The organism is Streptomyces sp. NPDC097129 (assembly GCF_055668065.1).
Genome location: NZ_JBVOQE010000001.1, coordinates 1,221,381 through 1,242,534, shown reverse-complemented (window position 1 = coordinate 1,242,534; position 21,154 = coordinate 1,221,381). Strand labels below are relative to the sequence as shown.

The following is a 21,154-nucleotide window of genomic DNA, read 5'->3' as shown; positions in this document are numbered from 1 at the left end:
TTCCCTCCCGGTCACCCACAGCCACAGCGCGGAAACGCGTCCTCCCTAGCGTCGGAGCCCGGCCACCCGCAGGTCAGCCGTGGACCGAGCCCGTCGCACCGTGGAGGCGTCATGACAGCACCGAGCTCCGCTCCCGCCCCTGCCAGGGGCGGCCGCTGGATCCGGCAGTGGGATCCGGAGGACGAGACCTTCTGGCAGCGGACGGGGGAGAAGATCGCCCGGCGCAATCTCGCCTTCTCCGTCCTCTCCGAGCACATCGGGTTCTCGGTGTGGACCCTGTGGTCCGTGCTGGTGCTCTTCATGGGACCGCGGTACGGGCTGAGCCCCGCCGACAAGTTCCTGCTGACGTCGGTGGTCACGCTGGTCGGCGCGGTCGTGCGGGTGCCGTACACCTTCGCCGTCGCCGTCTTCGGCGGGCGGAACTGGACCGTGATCTCCGCGAGCCTGCTGCTCGTGCCGACCATCGCCGCGTTCGTCGTCATGGAGCCGGGGACCTCCTTCACGACCTTCCTCCTCGTCGGCCTCCTCGCCGGGGTCGGCGGCGGCAACTTCGCCTCCTCCATGACCAACATCAACGCCTTCTTCCCGCTGCGGAAGAAAGGCTGGGCGCTCGGGCTCAACGCGGGCGGCGGCAACATCGGCGTGCCCGTCATCCAGCTCGCCGCCCTCGCCATCATCGGGGCGGGCGGCGGACCGCGCGTGCTGCTCGGGATCTACATCCCGCTGATCGTGCTCGCCGCCGGCCTCGCCGCGTGGAAGATGGACAACCTGGAGAACGTCCGCAACGACACCGGCGCCGCCAAGGACGCCGCCCGGGACGCCCACACCTGGATCATGTCGCTGCTCTACATCGGCACCTTCGGCTCGTTCATCGGCTACTCCTTCGCCTTCGGGCAGGTGCTCACCAACCAGTTCGGGCGCACCCCGCTGGAGGCCGCCTACGTCACCTTCCTCGGCCCGCTGCTCGGCTCCCTGATCCGCCCGCTCGGCGGCCGCCTCGCCGACCGCTACGGTGGCGCGCGCATCACCCTCGCCACGTACGTCGCCATGGGCGCCGCCACCGCCGTGCTGATCTTCGCCTCGGTGCAGAAGTCGCTGACGCTGTTCACCGCCGCGTTCGTGGTCCTCTTCGTGCTCACCGGGCTCGGCAACGGCTCCACCTTCAAGATGATCCCCGGCATCTTCCAGGCCAAGGCGCAGGCCAAGGGCCTCACCGGCGAGGCGGCGGCCTCCTACGGGCGGCGGCTGTCCGGGGCGTCCATGGGACTCATCGGCGCGGTCGGCGCCCTCGGCGGGGTCGCCATCAACCTCGCCTTCCGGCAGTCCTTCCTCTCCTACGGCTCCGGCACGGGCGCGTTCGTCGCCTTCCTCGCCTACTACGCCGTCTGCTTCGCCGTGACCTGGGCCGTATACCTTCGCCGTACGGCCGCGCGCGGCGGGGCCGGGGCGGCAGCCGAGGCGAAGCCGCAGCTCACGTACGCCGAGGTGTGACGTAACACCGGTGACATCACACCGAACCGAGCCTGTCACGCACTGTTGACAGGCTCGGTCGGCATGCAGGTACGTCAGGCGTGGGGACGACGCCGACTGCAAGGGACGACTACCGAAGCGCGGGACGAGTAGCCATGGACGAACAGCTTCAGCGACCGGAACACGGGCCCCTGGCCGGGTTCACCGTGGGGGTGACGGCCGCGCGCCGCGCCGACGAGCTGGGCGCGCTGCTCCAGCGGCGCGGTGGAGCGGTCCTGCACGCGCCCGCCCTGCGGATCGTGCCGCTCTCCGACGACGGCGAGCTGCTGGGGGCGACCGAGCAGCTCATCGGCCAGGCGCCGGACGTGGTCGTCGCCACCACCGCGATCGGGTTCCGCGGCTGGGTCGAGGCCGCCGACGGATGGGGGCTCGGCGAGCAGCTGCTGGAGCGGCTGCGGGCGGTGGAACTGCTCGCCCGCGGGCCCAAGGTGAAGGGCGCGGTGCGTGCCGCCGGGCTCACCGAGGACTGGTCGCCGTCGAGCGAGTCCATGGCCGAGGTGCTCGACCGGCTGCTCGCCGAGGGCGTCGACGGCCGCCGTATCGCCGTACAGCTGCACGGGGAGCCGCTGCCGGGGTTCGTGGAGGCGCTGCGGGAGGGCGGGGCCGAGGTGGTGGGCGTACCGGTGTACCGGTGGATGCCGCCGGACGACCTCGCGCCGCTGGACCGGCTGCTGGACGCCGCCGTCGCGCGCGGGGTGGACGCCGTCACCTTCACCAGCGCGCCCGCCGCGGTCTCCCTGCTGAACCGCGCGCAGGAGCGGGGGCTGCTGCCCGAACTGCTCGCCGCGTTCCACCACGACGTCCTGCCCGCCTGCGTCGGCCCGGTCACCGCGGTGCCCTTGCAGGCGCACGGGGTGCAGACCGTGCAGCCGGAACGCTTCCGGCTCGGGCCGCTCGTGCAGTTGCTGTGCCAGGAACTGCCGAGCCGGGCCCGCTCGTTGCCCGTCGCCGGGCACCGGGTGGAGATCCGCGGGCACGCCGTGCTGGTCGACGGCGAGCTGCGGCCGGTGCCGCCGGCCGGCATGTCCCTGCTGCGGGTGCTGTCCCGGCGGCCGGGCTGGGTGGTGGCCCGCGCCGATCTGCTGCGGGCCCTGCCGGGCGCCGGGCGCGACGAGCACGCCGTGGAGACGGCGATGGCCCGCCTGCGCACGGCCCTGGGCGCCCCGAAACTGATCCAGACGGTGGTCAAACGCGGCTACCGGCTGGCCCTGGACCCGGCAGCGGACGCGAAGTACGCGGACGCGTAGCCCTCCGGGGGCTGCCGCGGGGGTACGTCTGCGGGCTTGGTGGCGGGCCGCGCGTCTGTGGACCTTGCGCCCGGTCGCGCGTCTGTGGGCGTTGCGCCGGGCCGCGTGCCTGCGGGCGTTGCGCTGTGTGGTGCGTCCTGTCGGGGTCAGCGCGGGGCCGAGGTGCCGCGCGGATACGTCCGCCGGCCCCCCGCCGGGTCGTGAGTCCCGCTGGTCACAGCCCAATCATGCGTCCCGCGTGGTCACAGCAGGGCCGGGTGGCGGGTGACGCCGTCGGTGGCCGTGGACGGTGGTGCGGGGCGCCGGCGGCGGCCGTGCGGGAGCGCGGCGGTCAGGAACACCGTCGCCAGTGTGGTGAGCACCGTGCGGACCACGTTCCACGCCAGCCACGGGTCCTCGAAGTGCGCGCGCAGCGCCGCCGGATCACCGGGACGGGCCAGCGCGTCGTTCAGGGGGACGTTCACGACGACCGTCACCGCGAACGCGAGGACGGACGCGGCCAGCGCCGCCCACACCCAGCCACGGCCGGAACCGGGGCCCAAGGCCGTCCGCGACTGCCACGCGGCCAGCGCCGTCAGCGCCGGAGCGCCCAGGAAGACCAGCATGAACAGCGGGTTCTGGATGACGTCGTTGATGTTCCGCATCACCTCCACGTAGACCCGGTCGTCGCTGCGCGCCAGCGCGGGCATCACCGCGCAGGCGAAGATGAGGAAGACCCCGGCGAGCAGTCCCGAGGTGACCGCGGCCGCGGCCAGTACCGCCCCGGCGGCCCTCGGCCGCGGCCTGTCGTGCGTCGTATCAGCCATGTCCTGAAGTCAACCCGCGGGCGCCGGCGCGGGACATGGCCGAGGCGCGCGGCGGCATGCGCGGGCGTCCACGCGGCCCGAGGGGTACCCGGCGCGCCGGCGGGAAGGCACTGTGGAAGGGAGCGATTCCGCGGGGCGACCCTAGGCGGTGACAGGGACATGGCACTCGGTACGGCCACGGCACCGGACGAACTGCGTTTCGACGCCGGGCGGGTCTGTCTCGACCTGCTCGCCACGACGCACCCCGTCGAACGGCTCGACTCCGTCGTGGTGCTGCGCGCCTGGATCGCCGGCTCGGGCCTCGTCCCGCCCGGCACCGCGCTGGCCCACGCCGACGCCGGCTGGCTGCGCGGCTTCCGTGAACTGCGTCAGGACGTGGGGCAGTTGGTGCGCGGCTGGCTCACCCCCGGCCCCCTGCCGTACGACCTCGCCCTCGCCCGGGTCAACGCCGCCGCCCGCACCCCGCCGCCCGCCCCACGGGCCGTACGCGCTCAGGACGGCGCACTCGTGCGGGAGTTGGCGGGCGCCCCGGAGTGCGCCGCGCTGCTGGCCGCGGTCGCCCGGGACGCCGTGGAACTGCTCACCGACCCCGTCGCCCGGGCGGCGCTGCGCCAGTGCGAGGGCGACAACTGCCCGATCGTCTACCTCGACACCTCCCGCGGCCGCCGGCGCCGCTGGTGCTCCAGCGAGGTCTGCGGCAACCGCGAGCGGGTGGCCCGGCACCGCCGCCGGCTCGCCTCCCGGCAGCCCGGCTCCCCGGCCCGTTTCGCGCCGTCCGCCCGGAGTGCGTCGCCGTCCGCGCGCGGGGCGTCGACGTGATTCCGGTTACATCCGGTGTACCTACGGTCCCGTAGGGAAACGAGTGGCGACCTTGCCCGTGGTGGGGGAAATGTAAAGAAGGCGGAGCGGGAATGTGCGTGCATGTCCGTCCTCGTCACCCCGACCCCAGAAATCCGTCCCTCCGCTTTGAACATCCGACGCCCCGTCTCCGTACCCGTGGACGAGCGACCGACTGGGGGGAAGCCCCGGACACCGGAGGTGGGCGTGCGCAAGGATTCCGTCGTGGCCAATGAACGTGGATCGAGGGCCCGACATCGCGCTTCCCAGTCCTCGGAACCCGACGAGGAGCTGGTGCGTGCCCTGTACCGCGAGCACGCCGGACCCCTGCTCGCCTACGTGCTGCGCCTGGTCGCCGGAGACCGGCAGCGCGCCGAGGACGTCGTGCAGGAGACGCTCATCCGTGCCTGGAAGAACGCCGGCCAGCTCAATCGAGCGACCGGTTCGGTACGCCCCTGGCTGGTGACGGTCGCGCGCCGCATCGTCATCGACGGCCACCGCAGCCGGCAGGCCCGGCCGCAGGAGGTCGATCCGTCGCCGCTGGAGGTCATCCCCGCGGAGGACGAGATCGACAAAGCGCTGTGGCTGATGACGCTGTCGGACGCGCTCGACGACCTGACCCCGGCCCACCGGGAGGTGCTCGTGGAGACGTACTTCAAAGGGCGTACCGTCAACGAGGCGGCCGAGACGCTGGGCATACCCAGCGGCACCGTCCGCTCAAGGGTTTTCTACGCCCTGCGGTCCATGAAGCTGGCCCTGGAGGAGCGGGGGGTGACGGCGTGATGAGCGGATACGGGGACATGCGAGGATTCGGCATGGAGGGCCCGGGTAACACTGGACCCATGCAGGGATCAGCGGGCCCGAACGAGCACGAGACCGTCGGCGCCTACGCCCTGGGGATTCTCGACGACGGCGAAGCAACCGCTTTCGAAGCCCACCTCGCCACCTGCGAATGGTGCGCCCAGCAGCTCGACGAACTCGCCGGCATGGAACCGATGCTGTCCGCGCTCGCCGACCTGCCCGGCGCCGGCACGCCCGCGATCGGCGAGTCGCTGTCGGCCCGGCCCAGCCCGCGGCTGGCGGAGAAGCTCGTCGACGAGATCGCCGAACGGCGGGCCGCCAAGCGCCGCCGCGGCTTCTACATGGTGGCCGCGGCCGCCGCGCTGATCGTCGGAGGTCCGCTGGTCGCCGTCGCCACGACCGGCTCGGACTCCGGGGGTACGACGCAGGCCACGCCGACGAGCCCCGCGAAGACGCTGTTCTCGACGATGGGCGACAAGGTCACCGGGCACGACCCGGCGACCGACGTCACCGGGACCGTCGGCATGGCGCAGAAGGACTGGGGCACACAGGCCGTCCTGGAGCTTAAGAACGTCAAGGGGCCGCTGAAGTGCAGCCTGATCGCCGTCGGCAAGAACGGCGAGCGCGAGACGGTGTCGTCGTGGTCGGTGCCGGGGTGGGGGTACGGCGTCCCGAACGCGAAGACGGAGGAGGCGAAGAACCCGCTGTACATCGGGGGCGGGGCGGCGTTCAAGCCGAACGAGATCGATCACTTCGACGTGATGACGTTCGAGGGGCAGAAGCTGGTGCAGATCAAGGCGTGAGCCTCCGGCGGGGGCCCTTCGGGGCGGGGGCTCCTGCCGTTTCGCGGATGCGGATGAGGATGCGGATGCGGGTCGCCGGGGGCTGAGCGCGCCCACGCGGCGGTCGCCGCATATCGGCACAGCCCCGCGCTCCTCGCGTCGGCCTCCTGACCCGGCACCGGGTGGCTCCGTCGCTCCTCTCGCCTGGTGGGGTCTCCTTCGCGTACGGTTGACGGCTGCCCAGCACGTCAGAAGGGGGCCCGGTGGCCGCTCAGGCACAGCAATCCGCCGTCGAACCGGTTCACGACCCGGTTCACGACTCGGTTCGGGACCGGGAGATCAACGTCGAACAGGAACACCTCGACCGGGTGTACCGGCGGCTCGAGGAGAAGATCCACGAGGCCGAGTTCCTCATGAACGACGCGGCCCGGCGCGGCCAGGTCGGCACCCCCGGCGCGCTCGCCGAGCGGGACGCGCAGGTCTTCCGGGCCGGCCTGCACCTCAACCGGCTGAACAACGAGTTCGAGGACTTCCTCTTCGGCCGTATCGACCTGCTGCCCGGCAAGGACGGCAAGAAGGGGCCCGACGGCGCGTACACCGCCGTCGAGCCCGCCGAGGGCGCCGTGCGGGCCGACAACACCGCCGACATCGCCGAGACCCTGCACATCGGCCGGATCGGCGTCCTCGACCAGGACTACGCGCCGCTGGTCATCGACTGGAGGGCGCCCGCCGCCGCGCCGTTCTACCGGTCCACGCCGGTCGACCCGGGGCGGGTCGTACGGCGCCGGGTCATCCGTTCCAAGGGCCGCCGTGTCCTCGGCGTCGAGGACGACCTCATGCGCCCGGAGCTGACGGCGTTCCTCGACGGGCGTGAGCTGCCCGTCATCGGGGACGGCGCCCTGATGGCCGCGCTGGGGCAGGCCCGCACCCACAGCATGCGGGACATCGTCGCCTCCATCCAGGCCGAGCAGGACCTGGTGATCCGGGCGCCCGCCGCGTCCGTGACGTACGTCGAGGGCGGGCCCGGCACCGGGAAGACGGCGGTCGCGCTGCACCGCGCCGCCTACCTGCTCTACCAGGACCGGCGCCGCTACGCCGGCGGCATCCTGATCGTCTCGCCCACCCCGCTGCTCGTCGCCTACACCGAGGGCGTACTGCCCTCCCTGGGTGAGGAGGGCCAGGTCGCCATCCGCGCGATCGGCTCCCTCGTCGACGGCGCCGAGGCCACCGTGTACGACTCCCCGGCCACCGCCCGCGCCAAGGGCTCCAGCCGCATGCTGAAGGTGCTGCGCAAGGCCGCCCGGGGCGCGCTGGAGGGGCCCGACGCCCCGGTTCGGCTGCGGGTCGTCGCCTTCGGCCGGCGCCTGGAGCTGGAGGCCGGGCAGCTGGGCGCGATCCGCCGCAACGCCCTCGGCGGTACGGCCCCGGTGAACCTGCTGCGTCCGCGCGCCCGCAAGCTGCTGCTGGACGCCCTGTGGGAGCAGTCGGGCGCCGCCGGCCGGCACACCGACCCGGAGCTGGCCGCCGAGCTGCGGTCCTCCTTCGACGACGACGTCAGCACCGAGGACTCCTTCCTGGAGTTCCTGGACGCCTGGTGGCCCGAGCTGACCCCGCGGGGCGTCCTCGCGGCGATGGCCGACGAGAAGCGGCTCGGGCGCTGGGCGCGCCGCGTCCTCAATCCGGGCGAGGTCCGCAAGGTCGCCCGCTCGCTCAGACGCGACGGATACTCCGTGCACGACATCGCGCTGCTGGACGAGCTGCAGGCCATCCTCGGCGCCCCGGTCCGCCCGAAGAAGAAGCGCGAGCTCGACCCGCTGGACCACCTCACCGGTCTGGAGGAGCTGATGCCGGTGCGGGAGGAGTCGCAGCGCGAGCGCGCCGAGCGGCTGGCCGCCGAGCGCGTCGAGTACGCCCACGTGATCGTCGACGAGGCGCAGGACCTCACGCCGATGCAGTGGCGCATGGTCGGCCGCCGCGGCCGGCACGCCACCTGGACGGTCGTCGGCGACCCCGCCCAGTCCTCCTGGTCCGACGTCGACGAGGCCGCCGGCGCCCGCGACGAGGCCCTCGGCACCCGTCCGCGCCGGCGCTTCGAGCTCACCGTGAACTACCGCAATCCGGCGGAGATCGCCGAGCTGGCCGCGAAGGTGCTGGCGCTGGCCATGCCGGGCTCCACGGCACCGTCGGCGGTGCGCTCCACCGGCGTACAGCCGCGCTTCGCCGTCGTGGAGGACTCGCTGGAGAAGACCGTGCGGGCGGAGGCCGAGCGGCTGCTGGGGGCGGTCGACGGCACGGTCGGCGTCGTCGTCGCGATGCAGCGCCGCGAGGAGGCCCGGCGCTGGCTGGCCGGGCTCGGTGACCGGGCCGTGGCGCTCGGCAGCCTGGAGGCGAAGGGCCTGGAGTACGACGCGACGGTCGTCGTCTCGCCGGCGGAGATCGCCGACGAGAGCCCTGCGGGGTTGCGGGTGCTGTACGTCGCGCTGACCCGGGCGACGCAGCAGTTGACGGTGGTTTCGGCGGAGCGGGACGATCCTGACGGGGTGGGGGTGCCGGATCTGCTGCGGGACTGACGCGGGTGCCTGCGGCGCTGGGTGCGTGGTCGTCTGCGGGTGCGTGGTGGCTGGTCGCGCAGTTCCCCGCGCCCCTTAAGCCTATGGCCGGCTTCTGAGCCGGGGCCCGGGTGCGGGGCGTCGTGTCGGCGGCGCGTTTCTTGCGGGGGGAATGGTCTTCCGCGATCCGTTTGTTAGCCTGGGTGTGGCACCGGCTCGATCCAAGCCCCCGGGCCCAACCTTTGTCCCTCAGAGGGACCACTTGCCGCGAGGCGAGCATGGCGGGCCGGTGTCATGAGCGTTGAGGAGACCCACGTCACCCAGTGACGTGGGTCTCTTTATTTGTCTGATCGCTTGGCGTACTCTCTCGCATGGCGGAAGTTGTTTTCCGAAAACGCACTCTCCGCCCGTGAACAAAACGTCCGCAATTCGGGGCGACTACCACGTACTCAGGGGTAGGTGCGACGATCGGACGGCACAACTCAGCGAAACGGTGAAAGCAGAGGAAGTCGGCCATGGCAACGGCGCCCAGCGTCTCCTACTCGATGACGATCCGGCTGGAGGTGCCCGCGAGCGGAACCGCCGTCTCGCAGCTCACCACCGTCGTGGAGTCCTCCGGAGGCTCGGTGACCGGCCTCGACGTCACCGCGTCCGGGCACGAGAAGCTCCGGATCGACGTCACGATCGCGGCCACTTCCACGGCCCACGGCGAGGAGATCGTCGGCAAGCTGCGCGCCATCGAGGGCGTCACGCTGGGCAAGGTCTCCGACCGTACGTTCCTGATGCACCTCGGCGGCAAGATCGAGATGGCGTCCAAGCACCCCATCCGCAACCGCGACGACCTCTCGATGATCTACACGCCGGGCGTGGCGCGGGTCTGCATGGCCATCGCCGAGAACCCCGAGGACGCCCGCCGCCTCACCATCAAGCGCAACTCCGTCGCCGTCGTGACGGACGGCTCCGCCGTGCTGGGCCTGGGCAACATCGGCCCGAAGGCCGCGCTGCCGGTGATGGAGGGCAAGGCGGCGCTGTTCAAGCGGTTCGCCGGGATCGACGCCTGGCCGATCTGCCTGGACACCCAGGACACCGACGCCATCGTCGAGATCGTCAAGGCCATCGCCCCCGGCTTCGCCGGCATCAACCTCGAGGACATCTCCGCGCCGCGCTGCTTCGAGATCGAGGCCCGCCTGCGCGAGGCCCTCGACATCCCCGTCTTCCACGACGACCAGCACGGCACTGCCATCGTTGTCCTGGCCGCTCTCACCAACGCCCTGCGCGTGGTCGGCAAGGGCGTCGGGGACGTCCGGGTCGTGATGTCCGGCGCCGGCGCGGCCGGTACCGCCATCCTCAAACTCCTGCTGGCCGCCGGCGTCAAGAACGCCGTCGTCGCCGACATCCACGGCGTCGTGCACGCCGGCCGTGAGGACCTGGTCGACGCGCCCGCCGGCTCCGCGCTGCGCTGGATCGCCGACAACACCAACCCGGAGAACCTCACCGGCACCCTCAAGGAGGCCGTGCGCGGCGCCGACGTCTTCATCGGCGTCTCCGCGCCCAACGTCCTCGACGGCGACGACGTGGCCGCCATGGCCGACGGCGCCATCGTCTTCGCGCTCGCCAACCCCGACCCCGAGGTCGACCCGGCGATCGCCCGCCAGACGGCGGCGGTCGTGGCCACCGGCCGCTCCGACTTCCCGAACCAGATCAACAACGTGCTGGTCTTCCCGGGTGTCTTCCGCGGCCTGCTGGACGCCCAGTCCCGCACCGTCAACACGGACATGATGCTGGCCGCCGCGAAGGCGCTGGCGGACGTGGTGACCGAGGACGAGCTGAACCCGAACTACATCATCCCGTCCGTCTTCAACGACAAGGTCGCCGGCGCGGTGGCGGGGGCGGTCCGGGACGCGGCCAAGGCGGCCGGAGCGACCGCGTAACCGCTTGTGAGACTTCCCACGGCCGCCCCCGGCGCGTCGTGGAACCAAGGGCCTGCGGCCGCCCGCTAGGGTGGGCGGCCGGCCAGTGACAAAGGTGACCGCCGGGACGGTGGCGCTTTCGTGTGACTCCCAAGAGTGTTCTCACGACTCCTACGGGTGCCGGATTGGCTTTCCCGCCGCAGGTAGGGGCAGGATGCCTCTCTGGGCGCTCGCGTCCGAGGACGGGACCAGGACCGGGACCGTCCGACGACCCTGGCAGCAACGGCTTCGCTGTGTCCGATATCGGCTGTCGCCGCATGGCACGCCCCAACGGCAAGAAGAACACGGGAGTAACAACATGAACCGCAGTGAGCTGGTGGCCGCGCTGGCCGACCGCGCCGAGGTGACCCGCAAGGACGCCGACGCCGTGCTGGCCGCGTTCGCCGACGTCGTCGGCGATGTCGTCGCCAAGGGCGACGAGAAGGTCACCATCCCCGGCTTCCTGACCTTCGAGCGCACCCACCGTGCCGCTCGCACCGCCCGCAACCCGCAGACCGGTGAGCCGATCCAGATCCCGGCCGGCTTCAGCGTGAAGGTCTCCGCGGGCTCCAAGCTCAAGGAAGCGGCCAAGGGTAAGTAATCGCTCCGCTGTGAGGGCCGTGGCTCAAGGCGCCAGGGCCCCATAGCGCCATGGGCGACTGCGGACCGTATGCGGCGCAGCCGTGTACGAGACGCAGCCCCGCGCCCCTCCTGGGGCGCTCTGAACGCCCGATGGGGCGGTCCCCCTGACCGGGGGGCCGCCCCATCGCCGTATGCGCGTCACGGGCCCCTCAGGGGCCCGTACGCCGTTACAGTGCCTGACCCGGCAGCTCCACCTTCGCGCCCAGTTCCACGAGCTTCTCCATGAAGTTCTCGTAGCCGCGGTTGATCAGGTCGATGCCGTGCACGCGGGACGTGCCCTGGGCGGCGAGGGCCGCGATGAGGTAGGAGAAGCCGCCGCGCAGGTCGGGGATGACCAGGTCGGCACCCTGCAGCCGGGTCGGGCCCGACACGACCGCGGAGTGCAGGAAGTTGCGCTGGCCGAAGCGGCAGTCCGAGCTGCCCAGGCACTCGCGGTACAGCTGGATGTGCGCGCCCATTTGGTTCAGCGCCGAGGTGAAGCCGAGCCGGGACTCGTACACCGTCTCGTGGATGATGGACAGCCCCGTGGCCTGCGTCAGCGCCACCACCAGCGGCTGCTGCCAGTCGGTCTGGAAGCCGGGGTGGACGTCCGTCTCCAGCGCGATCGACTTCAGCTGCCCGCCGGGGTGCCAGAAACGGATGCCCTCGTCCTCGATCGTGAAGGCACCGCCCACCTTCCGGTAGGTGTTCAGGAACGTCATCATCGAGCGCTGCTGCGCGCCCCGGACGTAGATGTCGCCCTCGGTCGCCAGCGCCGCCGACGCCCAGGACGCCGCCTCCAGCCGGTCCGGCAGGGCGCGGTGGGTGTAGCCGCCGAGCTTGTCCACACCCGTGATGCGGATCGTGCGGTCGGTGTCCATCGCGATGATCGCGCCCATTTTCTGCAGGACGCAGATCAGGTCCTCGATCTCGGGCTCCACCGCCGCGTTGGACAGCTCCGTCGTGCCTTCGGCGAGCACCGCCGTCAGCAGCACCTGCTCGGTCGTGCCGACGGACGGGTACGGCAGCCGGATCTTCGTGCCGCGCAGCCGCTGCGGCGCCTCCAGGTACTGGCCGTCCGCCCGCTTCTCGATGACCGCGCCGAACTGCCGCAGCACGTCGAAGTGGAAGTCGATGGGCCGGCCGCCGATGTCACAGCCGCCGAGGCCCGGGATGAAGGCGTGCCCGATGCGGTGCAGCAGCGGACCGCAGAACAGGATGGGGATACGGCTGGAGCCCGCGTGGGCATCGATGTCAGCGACGTTGGCGCTCTCCACCCGGGTCGGGTCGAGCACCAGCTCACCCGGCTCCTCACCCGGACGGACCGTCACCCCGTGCAGCTGCAGCAGGCCGCGTACGACCCGCACGTCACGGATGTCCGGAACATTGCGCAGTCGGCTCGGCTCACTGCCCAGCAGGGCGGCCACCATGGCCTTCGGCACGAGGTTCTTCGCGCCGCGGACACGGATCTCGCCCTCCAGCGGAGTTCCGCCGTGGACAAGCAGGACATCGTCGTTGACGGTCATGTATCTCGCGTTCCGATGAGTCGGGCAGGGGAGAGAGACAGAGTAATCGCCACGGACCCCCCTGAAGTAAGCCCGCGGACCACCCGGGAACGTCATGGCTGTGTCACAACACGAACCGTTGAGCTCCGGGCACATGCCGTCACCGCCGCGACCTGTGCGCCCGCGGCGCGCCGGTGAGCCGTGACCTGGCTTCACCCGCCTACCCCGATTGCCTCCCCACAGCCCGGCAAGATGCGGGATCATGTCTGGCATGACCGAGGTGTCCTCGCTCACAGGGCGGCTGCTCGTGGCCACGCCCGCCCTGGCGGACCCGAACTTCGACCGCGCGGTGGTGCTCCTCCTCGACCACGACGAGGAGGGCTCGCTCGGCGTCGTCCTCAACCGCCCCACGCCGGTCGGCGTGGGCGACATCCTGGAGGGCTGGGCGGACCTCACCGGCGAGCCCGGCGTCGTCTTCCAGGGCGGCCCGGTCTCGCTGGACTCGGCCCTCGGCGTCGCCGTCGTCCCGGGCGACCCGGAGGTGAACGGCACCCCGCTCGGCTGGCGCCGGGTGCACGGCGCGATCGGCCTGGTCGACTTGGAGGCCCCGCCCGAGCTCCTCGCCGCGGCCCTCGGCTCCCTGCGGATCTTCGCCGGATACGCCGGCTGGGGACCCGGCCAGCTGGAGGACGAACTGGTCGAGGGCGCCTGGTACGTCGTCGAGTCCGAACCCGGCGACGTCTCCTCCCCGTCCCCCGAAAGACTGTGGCGCGAGGTCCTGCGCCGCCAGCGCAACGAACTGGCGATGGTGGCGACGTATCCGGACGACCCGTCGCTCAACTGAACCGTGTGACCTTCAGTACCCTTGGCGGTTATGAGCACTCTCGAGCCCGAGCGCGGGACTGGTACGGGGACCCTCGTTGAGCCGACGCCGCAGACCTCCCACGGTGACGGTGACCACGAGCGCTTCGCCCACTACGTCCAGAAGGACAAGATCATGGCGAGCGCCCTCGACGGGACGCCCGTCGTGGCGCTGTGCGGCAAGGTCTGGGTGCCGGGCCGCGACCCGAAGAAGTACCCCGTGTGTCCCATGTGCAAGGAGATCTACGAATCCATGGGCGCCGGCGGCGGCGACGAGGGCGGCAAGGGCGGCAAGGGCGGCGGCAAGAAGTAGCGTGCCGGTCCGCCGGACCGCTGCCCGGCGTGTGGTGAGGCCCCCTGGTGCGCTGCGGCGCGCCGTCGGGGCCTCCGTGCGTTCGGTGTGAGTGGTGCAGACCTCTTGTGGTCGTGCTCGCGCGCTCCCTAGCCTTCCCTGCTGTGCCGTACCGAGGGCCGGCCGGTGAACGCCGGGCCGTGCCCCGTGCGTCCTGTGCGCCGGCTTCCCGCGGCGGCGGGCCGCGCGCAACCGTGGGGGAAACCGAGATGAGTGCTGCGGAACTGATTCCGGCGCCGCGGACCGTGCGGACGCTCCCCGCCGGCTTCACGCTCGACGAGGACACCGTCCTTGCGGCCGGGCCCGGCACCGAGGCCACCGCGCGCGGGCTGCGCGCCGCGCTCGGCGCTGTGACCGGGTTCGCGCTGCCGCCCGGCCAGGGGCGCGAGGGCGCCGCGATCCGGCTGGCCGTCGAGGACGCCGGGACACTCGGACCCGAGGGCTACCGGCTGACCGTCGACGACTCCGGCGTGAGACTGACCGGCGGCGGTCCGGCCGGGGTCTTCTGGGGTACGCAGACGCTGCGCCAGCTGCTCGGGCCCGAGGCCTTCCGGCGCGCCCCCGTCACCCCCGGCCGGACCTGGACCCTGCCCGGCGTGATCGTCGAGGACGCACCCCGCTTCGGCTGGCGCGGCCTCCTGCTGGACGTCGCCCGGCACTTCCTGCCCAAGGACGGCGTCCTGAGCCGGCTGGATGTGATGGCGGCGCACAAACTCAACGTCCTGCACCTGCACCTGACCGACGACCAGGGCTGGCGCATCGAGATCAGGCGCCACCCGAAGCTGACGGAGACCGGCGCCTGGCGTGCCCGCACGAAACGCGGCCACCGCGCCTCACCGCTGTGGGACGAGCGGCCCCACGGCGGCTACTACACCCAGGACGACATCCGCGAGATCGTCGCCTACGCCGCCGAGCGGCATATCACCGTCGTCCCGGAGATCGACGTGCCCGGCCATGCGCAGGCCGCCCTCGCCGCGTACCCGGAACTGGGCAACACCGACGTCATCGACACCACCGCCCTCTCCGTCTGGGACACCTGGGGGGTCAATCCCAACGTACTCGCCCCCACTGACAACACCCTGCGCTTCTACGAAGGCGTGTTCGAGGAGGTGCTGGAGCTCTTCCCGTCCGTCTTCGTCCACGTCGGCGGCGATGAGTGCCCCAAGGACCAGTGGCGGCGCTCGGCCACCGCGCAGGCCCGCATCAAGGAGCTGGGGCTGGCCGGCGAGGACGAGCTCCAGGCGTGGTTCATCGCCCACTTCGGGCGGTGGCTGGCCGCGCGCGGGCGGCGCCTCATCGGCTGGGACGAGATCCTCGAGGGCGGCATCCTCGAGGGCGGCCTCGCGCCGGGGGCGGCCGTGTCCTCCTGGCGCGGCTACGGGGGCGGGATCGCCGCCGCCCGCGCGGGCCACGACGTCGTCATGTGCCCGGAGCAGTACGTCTACCTGGACCACCGTCAGGCCGCGGGCGAGGACGAGCCGGTGCCCATCGGCTTCGTGCGCACCCTGGAGGACGTCTACCGCTTTGAACCCGTGCCGGAGCAGCTCACCGGGGACGCAGCCCGGCACGTGCTGGGCACACAGGCCAACCTGTGGTCGGAGGTGACGGAGGACCAGCAGCGCGTGGACTACCAGCTGTTCCCGCGGCTCGCCGCCTTCGCCGAGGTGGCCTGGAGCGATCTGCCGGCCCCCGCTGCCCGGGACTACGCGGGCTTCGAACGCCGGATGACCGCCCACTACCGGCGACTTGACGCCCTCGGCGTGGCCTACCGCCCGCCCGAGGGCCCCAGGCCCTGGCAGCGGCGGCCGGGCGTCCTGGGCCGGCCGGTCGACGGGCCGCCCCCGATCCGGTAGAGGTTGTCCACAGCCCCCGCGGCGGTCGAACGGGTAATGGCACAATCGCATCAGGGTCACCGAAGAGTGCCAATTCGCGCCCTTCGGTGAAGCCGTGCGAAAACGGACCAACTGGCCGGTGAGGTGGGCGAACGCCTCCTACCGGACCCGCGTCCTCAGCTGCCCGGAAGATGTGCCAGAGTTGCCACGTCCGCCCTGTCAGCACGTACCGTACGGCGCAACAGGCGGGACCAGGTGGGGCAGCGGGAAGGGGCAGCCGGTTTTGACCACGCACGCACCGCAGGCGGCGCAGCCCGTCACGCTGCCCACGACGCTGAACGAGGCCGTTCAGGCCCTGACCGACATGCCCGCCGCCGTCCCGGTCGCGGGCGGTACCGACCTGATGGCCGCCGTCAACTCCGGGCAGCTCAGGCCCACCGGGCTGGTCGGCCTGGGCCGGATCAGCGAGATCCGCGGCTGGCAGTACCTGGACGGTCACGCGCTGCTCGGCGCGGGCCTCACGCACGCGCGCATGGGCCGCCCCGACTTCGCCGCGCTCATTCCGGCGCTCGCCGCCGCCGCCCGCGCCGCCGGCCCGCCGCACATCCGCAACGCCGGCACGCTCGGCGGCAACATCGCCTCCGCCGCCCCGACCGGTGACGCGCTGCCCGTGCTGGCCGCGCTGGAGGCGACCCTGATCGTCGCCGGACCGGGCGGCGCCCGCCGCGAGATCCCGGTGTCGCACCTGCTGGCCGGGATGGACATGCTGCGCGGCGGCGAACTCATCGGCTACGTGCGCGTGCCGCTGCTGCACGCCCCGCAGGTCTTCCTCAAAGCCACCGGCCGCACCGGCCCCGGGCGGGCCGTCGCCTCCGTCGCGCTGGTCCTCGACCCCGCGCGCCGGGGCGTGCGCTGCGCGGTCGGCGCCATCGCACCGATGCCGCTGCGGCCCCTGGAGGCCGAGCACTGGGTCGCCCAGCTCATCGACTGGGACAACAACCGCGCGATCGTCCCCGAGGCCCTGCACGCCTTCGGCGAGTACGTCGCCGCGGCCTGCATCCCCGACCCGGCCCCGGCCGAGGACGGCTCCGTGCCGCAGCTGCCACCCGCCGTACAGCACCTGCGGCGCACCGTCGCCGCGCTGGCCCGACGAGCACTGGGGAGGGCGTTGTCGTGACCGACGACCAGCACGCGGAAGGCGCCCCGCAGGGCGGCGGCCGCTGGGACCCGCTGCCGCAGGGCGACTACGACGACGGCGCGACGGCCTTCGTCAAGCTCCCCGAGGGCGGCATCGACGCGCTGCTGTCCGGTGACAGCCCGCTCGCCGCGCCCGGACACGGCTTCGTGCCGCCGCAGATAACGGTCGCCCCCGCCACCACCGCCGGTACCGACCCGGCCGCCACGGGCGCGTGGAGCATGCCCGTGGACGGCGTGCAGTGGGGCGCGCCCGCGGCGGGCGAGCCGCCGCAGGCGGGCGTGGACGACCGGTTCACCTACCAGTCCGGAGCGACCGGGCAGTGGCACTTCGCGGAGCACTCGGACGCGGACCCGGACGCCTACGGCGCCGCCCCCGCCCCCGCCGAACCGGAGTCCGCGCCCGCGCCCGCTCCCGGTCACGACGTCACCGGTCAGTGGTCCATCCCGGTCGCCGGGGGCGATCTGCCGGACGAGTCCGGCGAGTACGCGACGTCGGCGCTCGTCGAGCAGTGGGGCGGCACACCCCCGGCCACGCTGCCCGGCGGAGCGGCCGCCCCCTGGGCGACCGGGGCGCCGGGGCAGCCGTGGGACACGCCGCCCCCCGCGGGGCCCGGTGCGGAGGGGGAGCAGCACGCGGGTGCCGGGCATCCTGGTGAGCACGCGGGTGCGGCGCACCCCGGTGAGCACGCGGGTGCCGGGCACGCCGGTGAGCACGAGCTTCCCGCGCACGCCGGCGAGTACGTCGCTCCCGCGCACGCCGTCCACTTCCCCGGGCACCCCGGCCACGGGGACGAGTACGCCGCCGGTCCCGAGGACGCGCCGGTGACCGAGCCCGCCGAGGCCGCGGTCGATACTGCTCCGGAAGCCCCCGCCGCTCCCGGGACGCCCGGCGCCGAGCCCGCCGTCGAGGAGCCCCCGGCCGAGCCCTCCACGCCGTCCCCGCGCGGCGCCCAAGGGGCCCCGGACACGCACCCGGACGGGCACCCGGACCAGCGGGACGCGGACGACACGCAGGGCACGCCGGACGGCCACGGAGCCCCGGCCGCCGTGGACACCGAGGCCGCCCCGTCCGCCGTATCCGCGCCGCAGCCGCAGTCCGAAGAGGCGCCCGAGCCGGAGCCCGCGCCGTCGCCGGAGGCGGCCGCGTCGGCGGAGAGCGCCGGGGAGCCGTCCACCGCGGAGTCGCCGGAGTCCTCGGAGTCGCCCGAGCCGCCCGCGCACGACGCGTCGGCGCCCGGAGAGTTCGCGCAGGCCGACCGGCCGCCGCACGACGCCCCGCCGCCCCCGCACGACGAACACCCCCTCGCCTCCTACGTCCTGCGCGTCAACGGCGCCGACCGGCCCGTCGGCGACGCCTGGATCGGTGAGTCGCTGCTCTACGTGCTGCGCGAGCGGCTCGGACTCGCCGGGGCCAAGGACGGCTGCTCGCAGGGCGAGTGCGGGGCGTGCAACGTACAGGTCGACGGGCGGCTCGTCGCCTCCTGCCTGGTGCCCGCCGTCACCGCCGCGGGCAGCGAGGTGCGCACCGTGGAGGGCCTCGCCGAGGAGGGCCGGCCCTCGGACGTGCAGCGGGCGCTCGCCCGGTGCGGCGCGGTGCAGTGCGGCTTCTGCGTGCCGGGCATGGCGATGACCGTGCACGACCTGCTGGAGGGCAACCCGGCGCCGACCGAGATGGAGGCCCGCCAGGCGCTGTGCGGCAACCTGTGCCGCTGCTCGGGCTACCAGGGCGTCCTGCGGGCCGTCCAGGAGGTCGTCACCGAGCGGGAGGCACTGCGCACCGGCGACGGTGAGACGGACGGCGACGAGGCACGTATCCCGCACCAGGCGGGCCCCGGCGCGGGCGGCGTGCACGCGAGCGTGTTCGACGACGGCGGCGCCTTCGAGCACCCGGCCGCCTTCGAGGACCCCGCCGCCCCGCGCGGGCACGACCAGCAGCCGTACGGACAGGGAGAGGACGGAGGCCAGGCGTGAGCAACGAAGCGGCCACCGCGACCGCCACCGCGGAGGCGGCACCCGCCCCCGAGCAGATCCCGCACGGCCTGGGCGCCTCCCTGCCGCCCGCCGACGCCCGCGCCAAGACCGAGGGGACCTTCCCCTACGCGGCCGACCTGTGGGCCGAGGGACTGCTGTGGGCGGCCGTGCTGCGCTCGCCGCACCCGCACGCGCGCATCGTGTCCATCGACACCAGCCACGCGCGCGAGATGCCCGGCGTGCGGGCCGTCGTCACGCACGAGGACGTCCCCGGCAGCCCGGTGTACGGCCGTGGCGCCGCCGACCGCCCGGTGTTCGCCTCGGACGTCGTACGCCACCACGGCGAGCCCATCGCGGCCGTCGCAGCGGACCACCCGGACACCGCGCGGATGGCCGCCGCGGCCGTCATCGTCGAGTACGAGGTGCTCGAACCGGTCACCGACCCCGAGCACGCCTTCGAAGCCGAGCCGCTGCACCCGGACGGCAACCTGATCCGGCACATCCCGCTGCACCACGGCGACCCGGGCGCGGTCGGCGAGGTCGTCGTCGAGGGCCTGTACCGCATCGGCCGCCAGGACCCGGCCCCGATCGGCGCCGAGGCCGGTCTCGCCGTGCCCCGCCCCGACGGCGGTGTGGAGCTGTACACGGCCTCCACCGACCCGCACACCGACCGCGACGCCCTCGCCGCCTGCTTCGGCCTGGAACCGGAGCGGGTGAAGGTCGTCGTCACCGGCGTCCCCGGCGCGACCGCCGACCGCGAGGACCAGGGCTTCCAGCTCCCGCTCGGGCTGCTGGCGCTGAGAACCGGCTGCCCGGTGAAGCTGACCGCGACCCGCGAGGAGTCCTTCCTCGGTCACGTCCACCGGCACCCCACCCTGCTGCGCTACCGCCACCACGCGGACGCCGAGGGCAGGCTGGTGAAGGTCGAGGCGCAGATCCTGCTGGACGCGGGCGCGTACGCCGACACGTCCTCGGAGGCGCTCGCCGCGGCCGTCGCCTTCGCCTGCGGCCCCTACGTCGTGCCGAACGCGTTCATCGAGGGCTGGGCGGTGCGCACCAACAACCCGCCGTCGGGCCATGTGCGCGGCGAGGGCGCCATGCAGGTGTGCGCCGCCTACGAGGCGCAGATGGACAAGCTGGCGAAGAAACTGGGCGTCGACCCGGCGGAGCTGCGCCTGCGCAACGTCATGGCCACCGGCGACGTGCTGCCCACCGGCCAGACGGTGACCTGCCCGGCGCCCGTCGCCGAACTCCTCCAGGCCGTACGGGACTTCCCGCTGCCGGCGCTGCCCAAGGACACCCCCGAGGACGACTGGCTGCTGCCCGGCGGCCCCGAGGGCGCGGGCGAGCCGGGCGCGGTGCGGCGCGGGGTGGGCTACGGCCTGGGCGTGGTGCACATGCTCGGCGCGGAGGGCGCCGACGAGGTGTCCACGGCGACCGTGAAGGTGCACGACGGCGTCGCCACCGTGCTGTGCGCGGCGGTGGAGACCGGGCAGGGCTTCGCCACGCTGGCCCGGCAGATCGTGCAGGAGACCCTCGGCATCGACGAGGTGCACGTGGCGCCCGTCGACACCGACCAGCCCCCGGCGGGCCCGGGCTGCCGCGGCCGGCACACCTGGGTGTCGGGCGGCGCGGTGGAGCGCGCGGCGAAGATGGTCCGCACGCAGCTGCTGCAGCCGCTGGCCCACAAGTTCGGCATGTCCACGGAGCTGCTCCAGATCACCGACGGCAAGATCACGTCGTACGACGGCGTGCTGTCGACGACCGTGACGGAGGCGATGGACGGCAAGGAGCTGTGGGCCACGGCCCAGTGCCGCCCGCACCCCACCGAGCCGCTGGACGAGGCGGGTCAGGGCGACGCCTTCGTCAGCCTCGCCTTCTGCGCGATCCGCGCGGTGGTGGACGTCGACATCGAACTGGGCTCGGTACGGGTGGTGGAGCTGGCCGTCGCGCAGGACGTGGGCCGGGTCCTCAACCCCGCGCAGCTCGCGGCGCGGATCGAGGCGGGCGTCACGCAGGGCGTGGGCATCGCGCTGACGGAGAACCTGCGCACGCCGCGCGGTCTGATCCGCCACCCCGACCTCACCGGGTACGCGCTGCCGACGGCCCTGGACGCGCCGGACATCAGGATCGTCAAGCTGGTGGAGGAACGGGACGTGGTGGCGCCGTTCGGCGCGAAGGCGGTCAGCGCGGCGCCGGTGGTGGCCTCTCCGGCGGCGATCGCGTCGGCCGTCCGGGCCGCGACGGGCCGCCCGGTGAACCGGCTGCCGATCCGCCCGCAGGCGGCGGTGGTGAACCACTGACGGGGTCCGTT

The 21,154-nt window shown here is 73.1% G+C and carries 16 protein-coding genes; 14 read left to right on the top strand and 2 right to left on the bottom strand.

The annotated features are described in order from the left end of the window. The first annotated feature begins 111 nt into the window (after positions 1-111). Positions 112-1,491 (top strand): nitrate/nitrite transporter, encoded by a 1,380-nt coding sequence (locus AC0B9F_RS05610; RefSeq protein ID WP_471998916.1) that lies wholly within the window; start codon positions 112-114, stop codon positions 1,489-1,491. Between the two features lie 134 nt (positions 1,492-1,625). Continuing rightward, positions 1,626-2,777, top strand: a complete 1,152-nt coding sequence (locus tag AC0B9F_RS05605; protein ID WP_471998915.1) for a uroporphyrinogen-III synthase — start codon at positions 1,626-1,628, stop codon at positions 2,775-2,777. Between the two features lie 242 nt (positions 2,778-3,019). Here AC0B9F_RS05605 and AC0B9F_RS05600 read toward each other — a convergent pair whose 3' ends face one another. After that, a complete protein-coding gene (locus tag AC0B9F_RS05600) occupies positions 3,020-3,583 on the bottom strand; it encodes an anthrone oxygenase family protein (RefSeq protein WP_471998914.1) in 564 nt (187 codons plus the stop codon). Between the two features lie 159 nt (positions 3,584-3,742). Between AC0B9F_RS05600 and AC0B9F_RS05595 the strand changes: the two genes are divergently transcribed. The 6 genes from AC0B9F_RS05595 (at position 3,743) to AC0B9F_RS05570 (ending at position 11,102) form a co-directional block, all read left to right on the top strand. After that, a complete protein-coding gene (locus tag AC0B9F_RS05595; RefSeq protein ID WP_471998913.1) occupies positions 3,743-4,402 on the top strand; it encodes a CGNR zinc finger domain-containing protein in 660 nt (219 codons plus the stop codon). A gap of 225 nt (positions 4,403-4,627) precedes the next feature. Further along, positions 4,628-5,203 (top strand): sigma-70 family RNA polymerase sigma factor, encoded by a 576-nt coding sequence (locus AC0B9F_RS05590; protein ID WP_471998912.1) that lies wholly within the window; start codon positions 4,628-4,630, stop codon positions 5,201-5,203. After that, positions 5,203-6,024, top strand: coding sequence for an anti-sigma factor family protein (locus tag AC0B9F_RS05585; protein WP_471998911.1), 822 nt, complete (start codon positions 5,203-5,205; stop codon positions 6,022-6,024). The genes AC0B9F_RS05590 and AC0B9F_RS05585 overlap by 1 nt, the downstream gene beginning before the upstream one ends. Positions 6,025-6,266: 242 nt before the next feature. After that, positions 6,267-8,573 carry a HelD family protein gene (locus AC0B9F_RS05580; RefSeq protein WP_471998910.1) on the top strand — a complete coding sequence of 769 codons (2,307 nt, stop codon included), beginning with the start codon at positions 6,267-6,269 and terminating at the stop codon, positions 8,571-8,573. Between the two features lie 494 nt (positions 8,574-9,067). Beyond that, complete coding sequence (locus AC0B9F_RS05575; RefSeq protein WP_471998909.1) at positions 9,068-10,483, top strand: NAD-dependent malic enzyme; 1,416 nt, start codon at positions 9,068-9,070, stop codon at positions 10,481-10,483. Between the two features lie 337 nt (positions 10,484-10,820). Continuing rightward, positions 10,821-11,102, top strand: coding sequence for an HU family DNA-binding protein (locus AC0B9F_RS05570; protein WP_361622433.1), 282 nt, complete (start codon positions 10,821-10,823; stop codon positions 11,100-11,102). A gap of 208 nt (positions 11,103-11,310) precedes the next feature. On the opposite strand, the gene murA is transcribed toward AC0B9F_RS05570, so the two are convergent. Further along, the gene (murA, locus tag AC0B9F_RS05565) at positions 11,311-12,648 is read right to left on the bottom strand and encodes a UDP-N-acetylglucosamine 1-carboxyvinyltransferase (RefSeq protein WP_471998908.1); all 1,338 of its coding nucleotides are present in this window, start codon (positions 12,646-12,648) and stop codon (positions 11,311-11,313) included. A gap of 250 nt (positions 12,649-12,898) precedes the next feature. On the opposite strand from murA, the gene AC0B9F_RS05560 reads away from it, so the two are divergent. The 6 genes from AC0B9F_RS05560 to AC0B9F_RS05535 all read left to right on the top strand — a co-directional run bounded on the left by AC0B9F_RS05560 (position 12,899) and on the right by AC0B9F_RS05535 (position 21,143). Continuing rightward, on the top strand, positions 12,899-13,471 hold the full coding sequence (locus AC0B9F_RS05560; RefSeq protein WP_471998907.1) for a YqgE/AlgH family protein: 573 nt from the start codon (positions 12,899-12,901) through the stop codon (positions 13,469-13,471). A gap of 30 nt (positions 13,472-13,501) precedes the next feature. After that, positions 13,502-13,801 (top strand): DUF3039 domain-containing protein, encoded by a 300-nt coding sequence (locus AC0B9F_RS05555; protein WP_471998906.1) that lies wholly within the window; start codon positions 13,502-13,504, stop codon positions 13,799-13,801. 248 nt (positions 13,802-14,049) lie between these two features. After that, positions 14,050-15,693 (top strand): beta-N-acetylhexosaminidase, encoded by a 1,644-nt coding sequence (locus AC0B9F_RS05550; RefSeq protein ID WP_471998905.1) that lies wholly within the window; start codon positions 14,050-14,052, stop codon positions 15,691-15,693. A 262-nt stretch (positions 15,694-15,955) separates the two neighbouring features. Continuing rightward, the gene (locus AC0B9F_RS05545) at positions 15,956-16,849 is read left to right on the top strand and encodes an FAD binding domain-containing protein (RefSeq protein WP_471998904.1); all 894 of its coding nucleotides are present in this window, start codon (positions 15,956-15,958) and stop codon (positions 16,847-16,849) included. Continuing rightward, on the top strand, positions 16,846-18,840 hold the full coding sequence (locus tag AC0B9F_RS05540; RefSeq protein ID WP_471998903.1) for a 2Fe-2S iron-sulfur cluster-binding protein: 1,995 nt from the start codon (positions 16,846-16,848) through the stop codon (positions 18,838-18,840). Before AC0B9F_RS05545 ends, AC0B9F_RS05540 begins: the two co-directional genes overlap by 4 nt. Next, entirely contained in the window at positions 18,837-21,143 is a 2,307-nt protein-coding gene (locus tag AC0B9F_RS05535) for a xanthine dehydrogenase family protein molybdopterin-binding subunit (RefSeq protein ID WP_471998902.1), read from the top strand. Before AC0B9F_RS05540 ends, AC0B9F_RS05535 begins: the two co-directional genes overlap by 4 nt. The last annotated feature ends 11 nt before the right edge of the window (positions 21,144-21,154 follow it).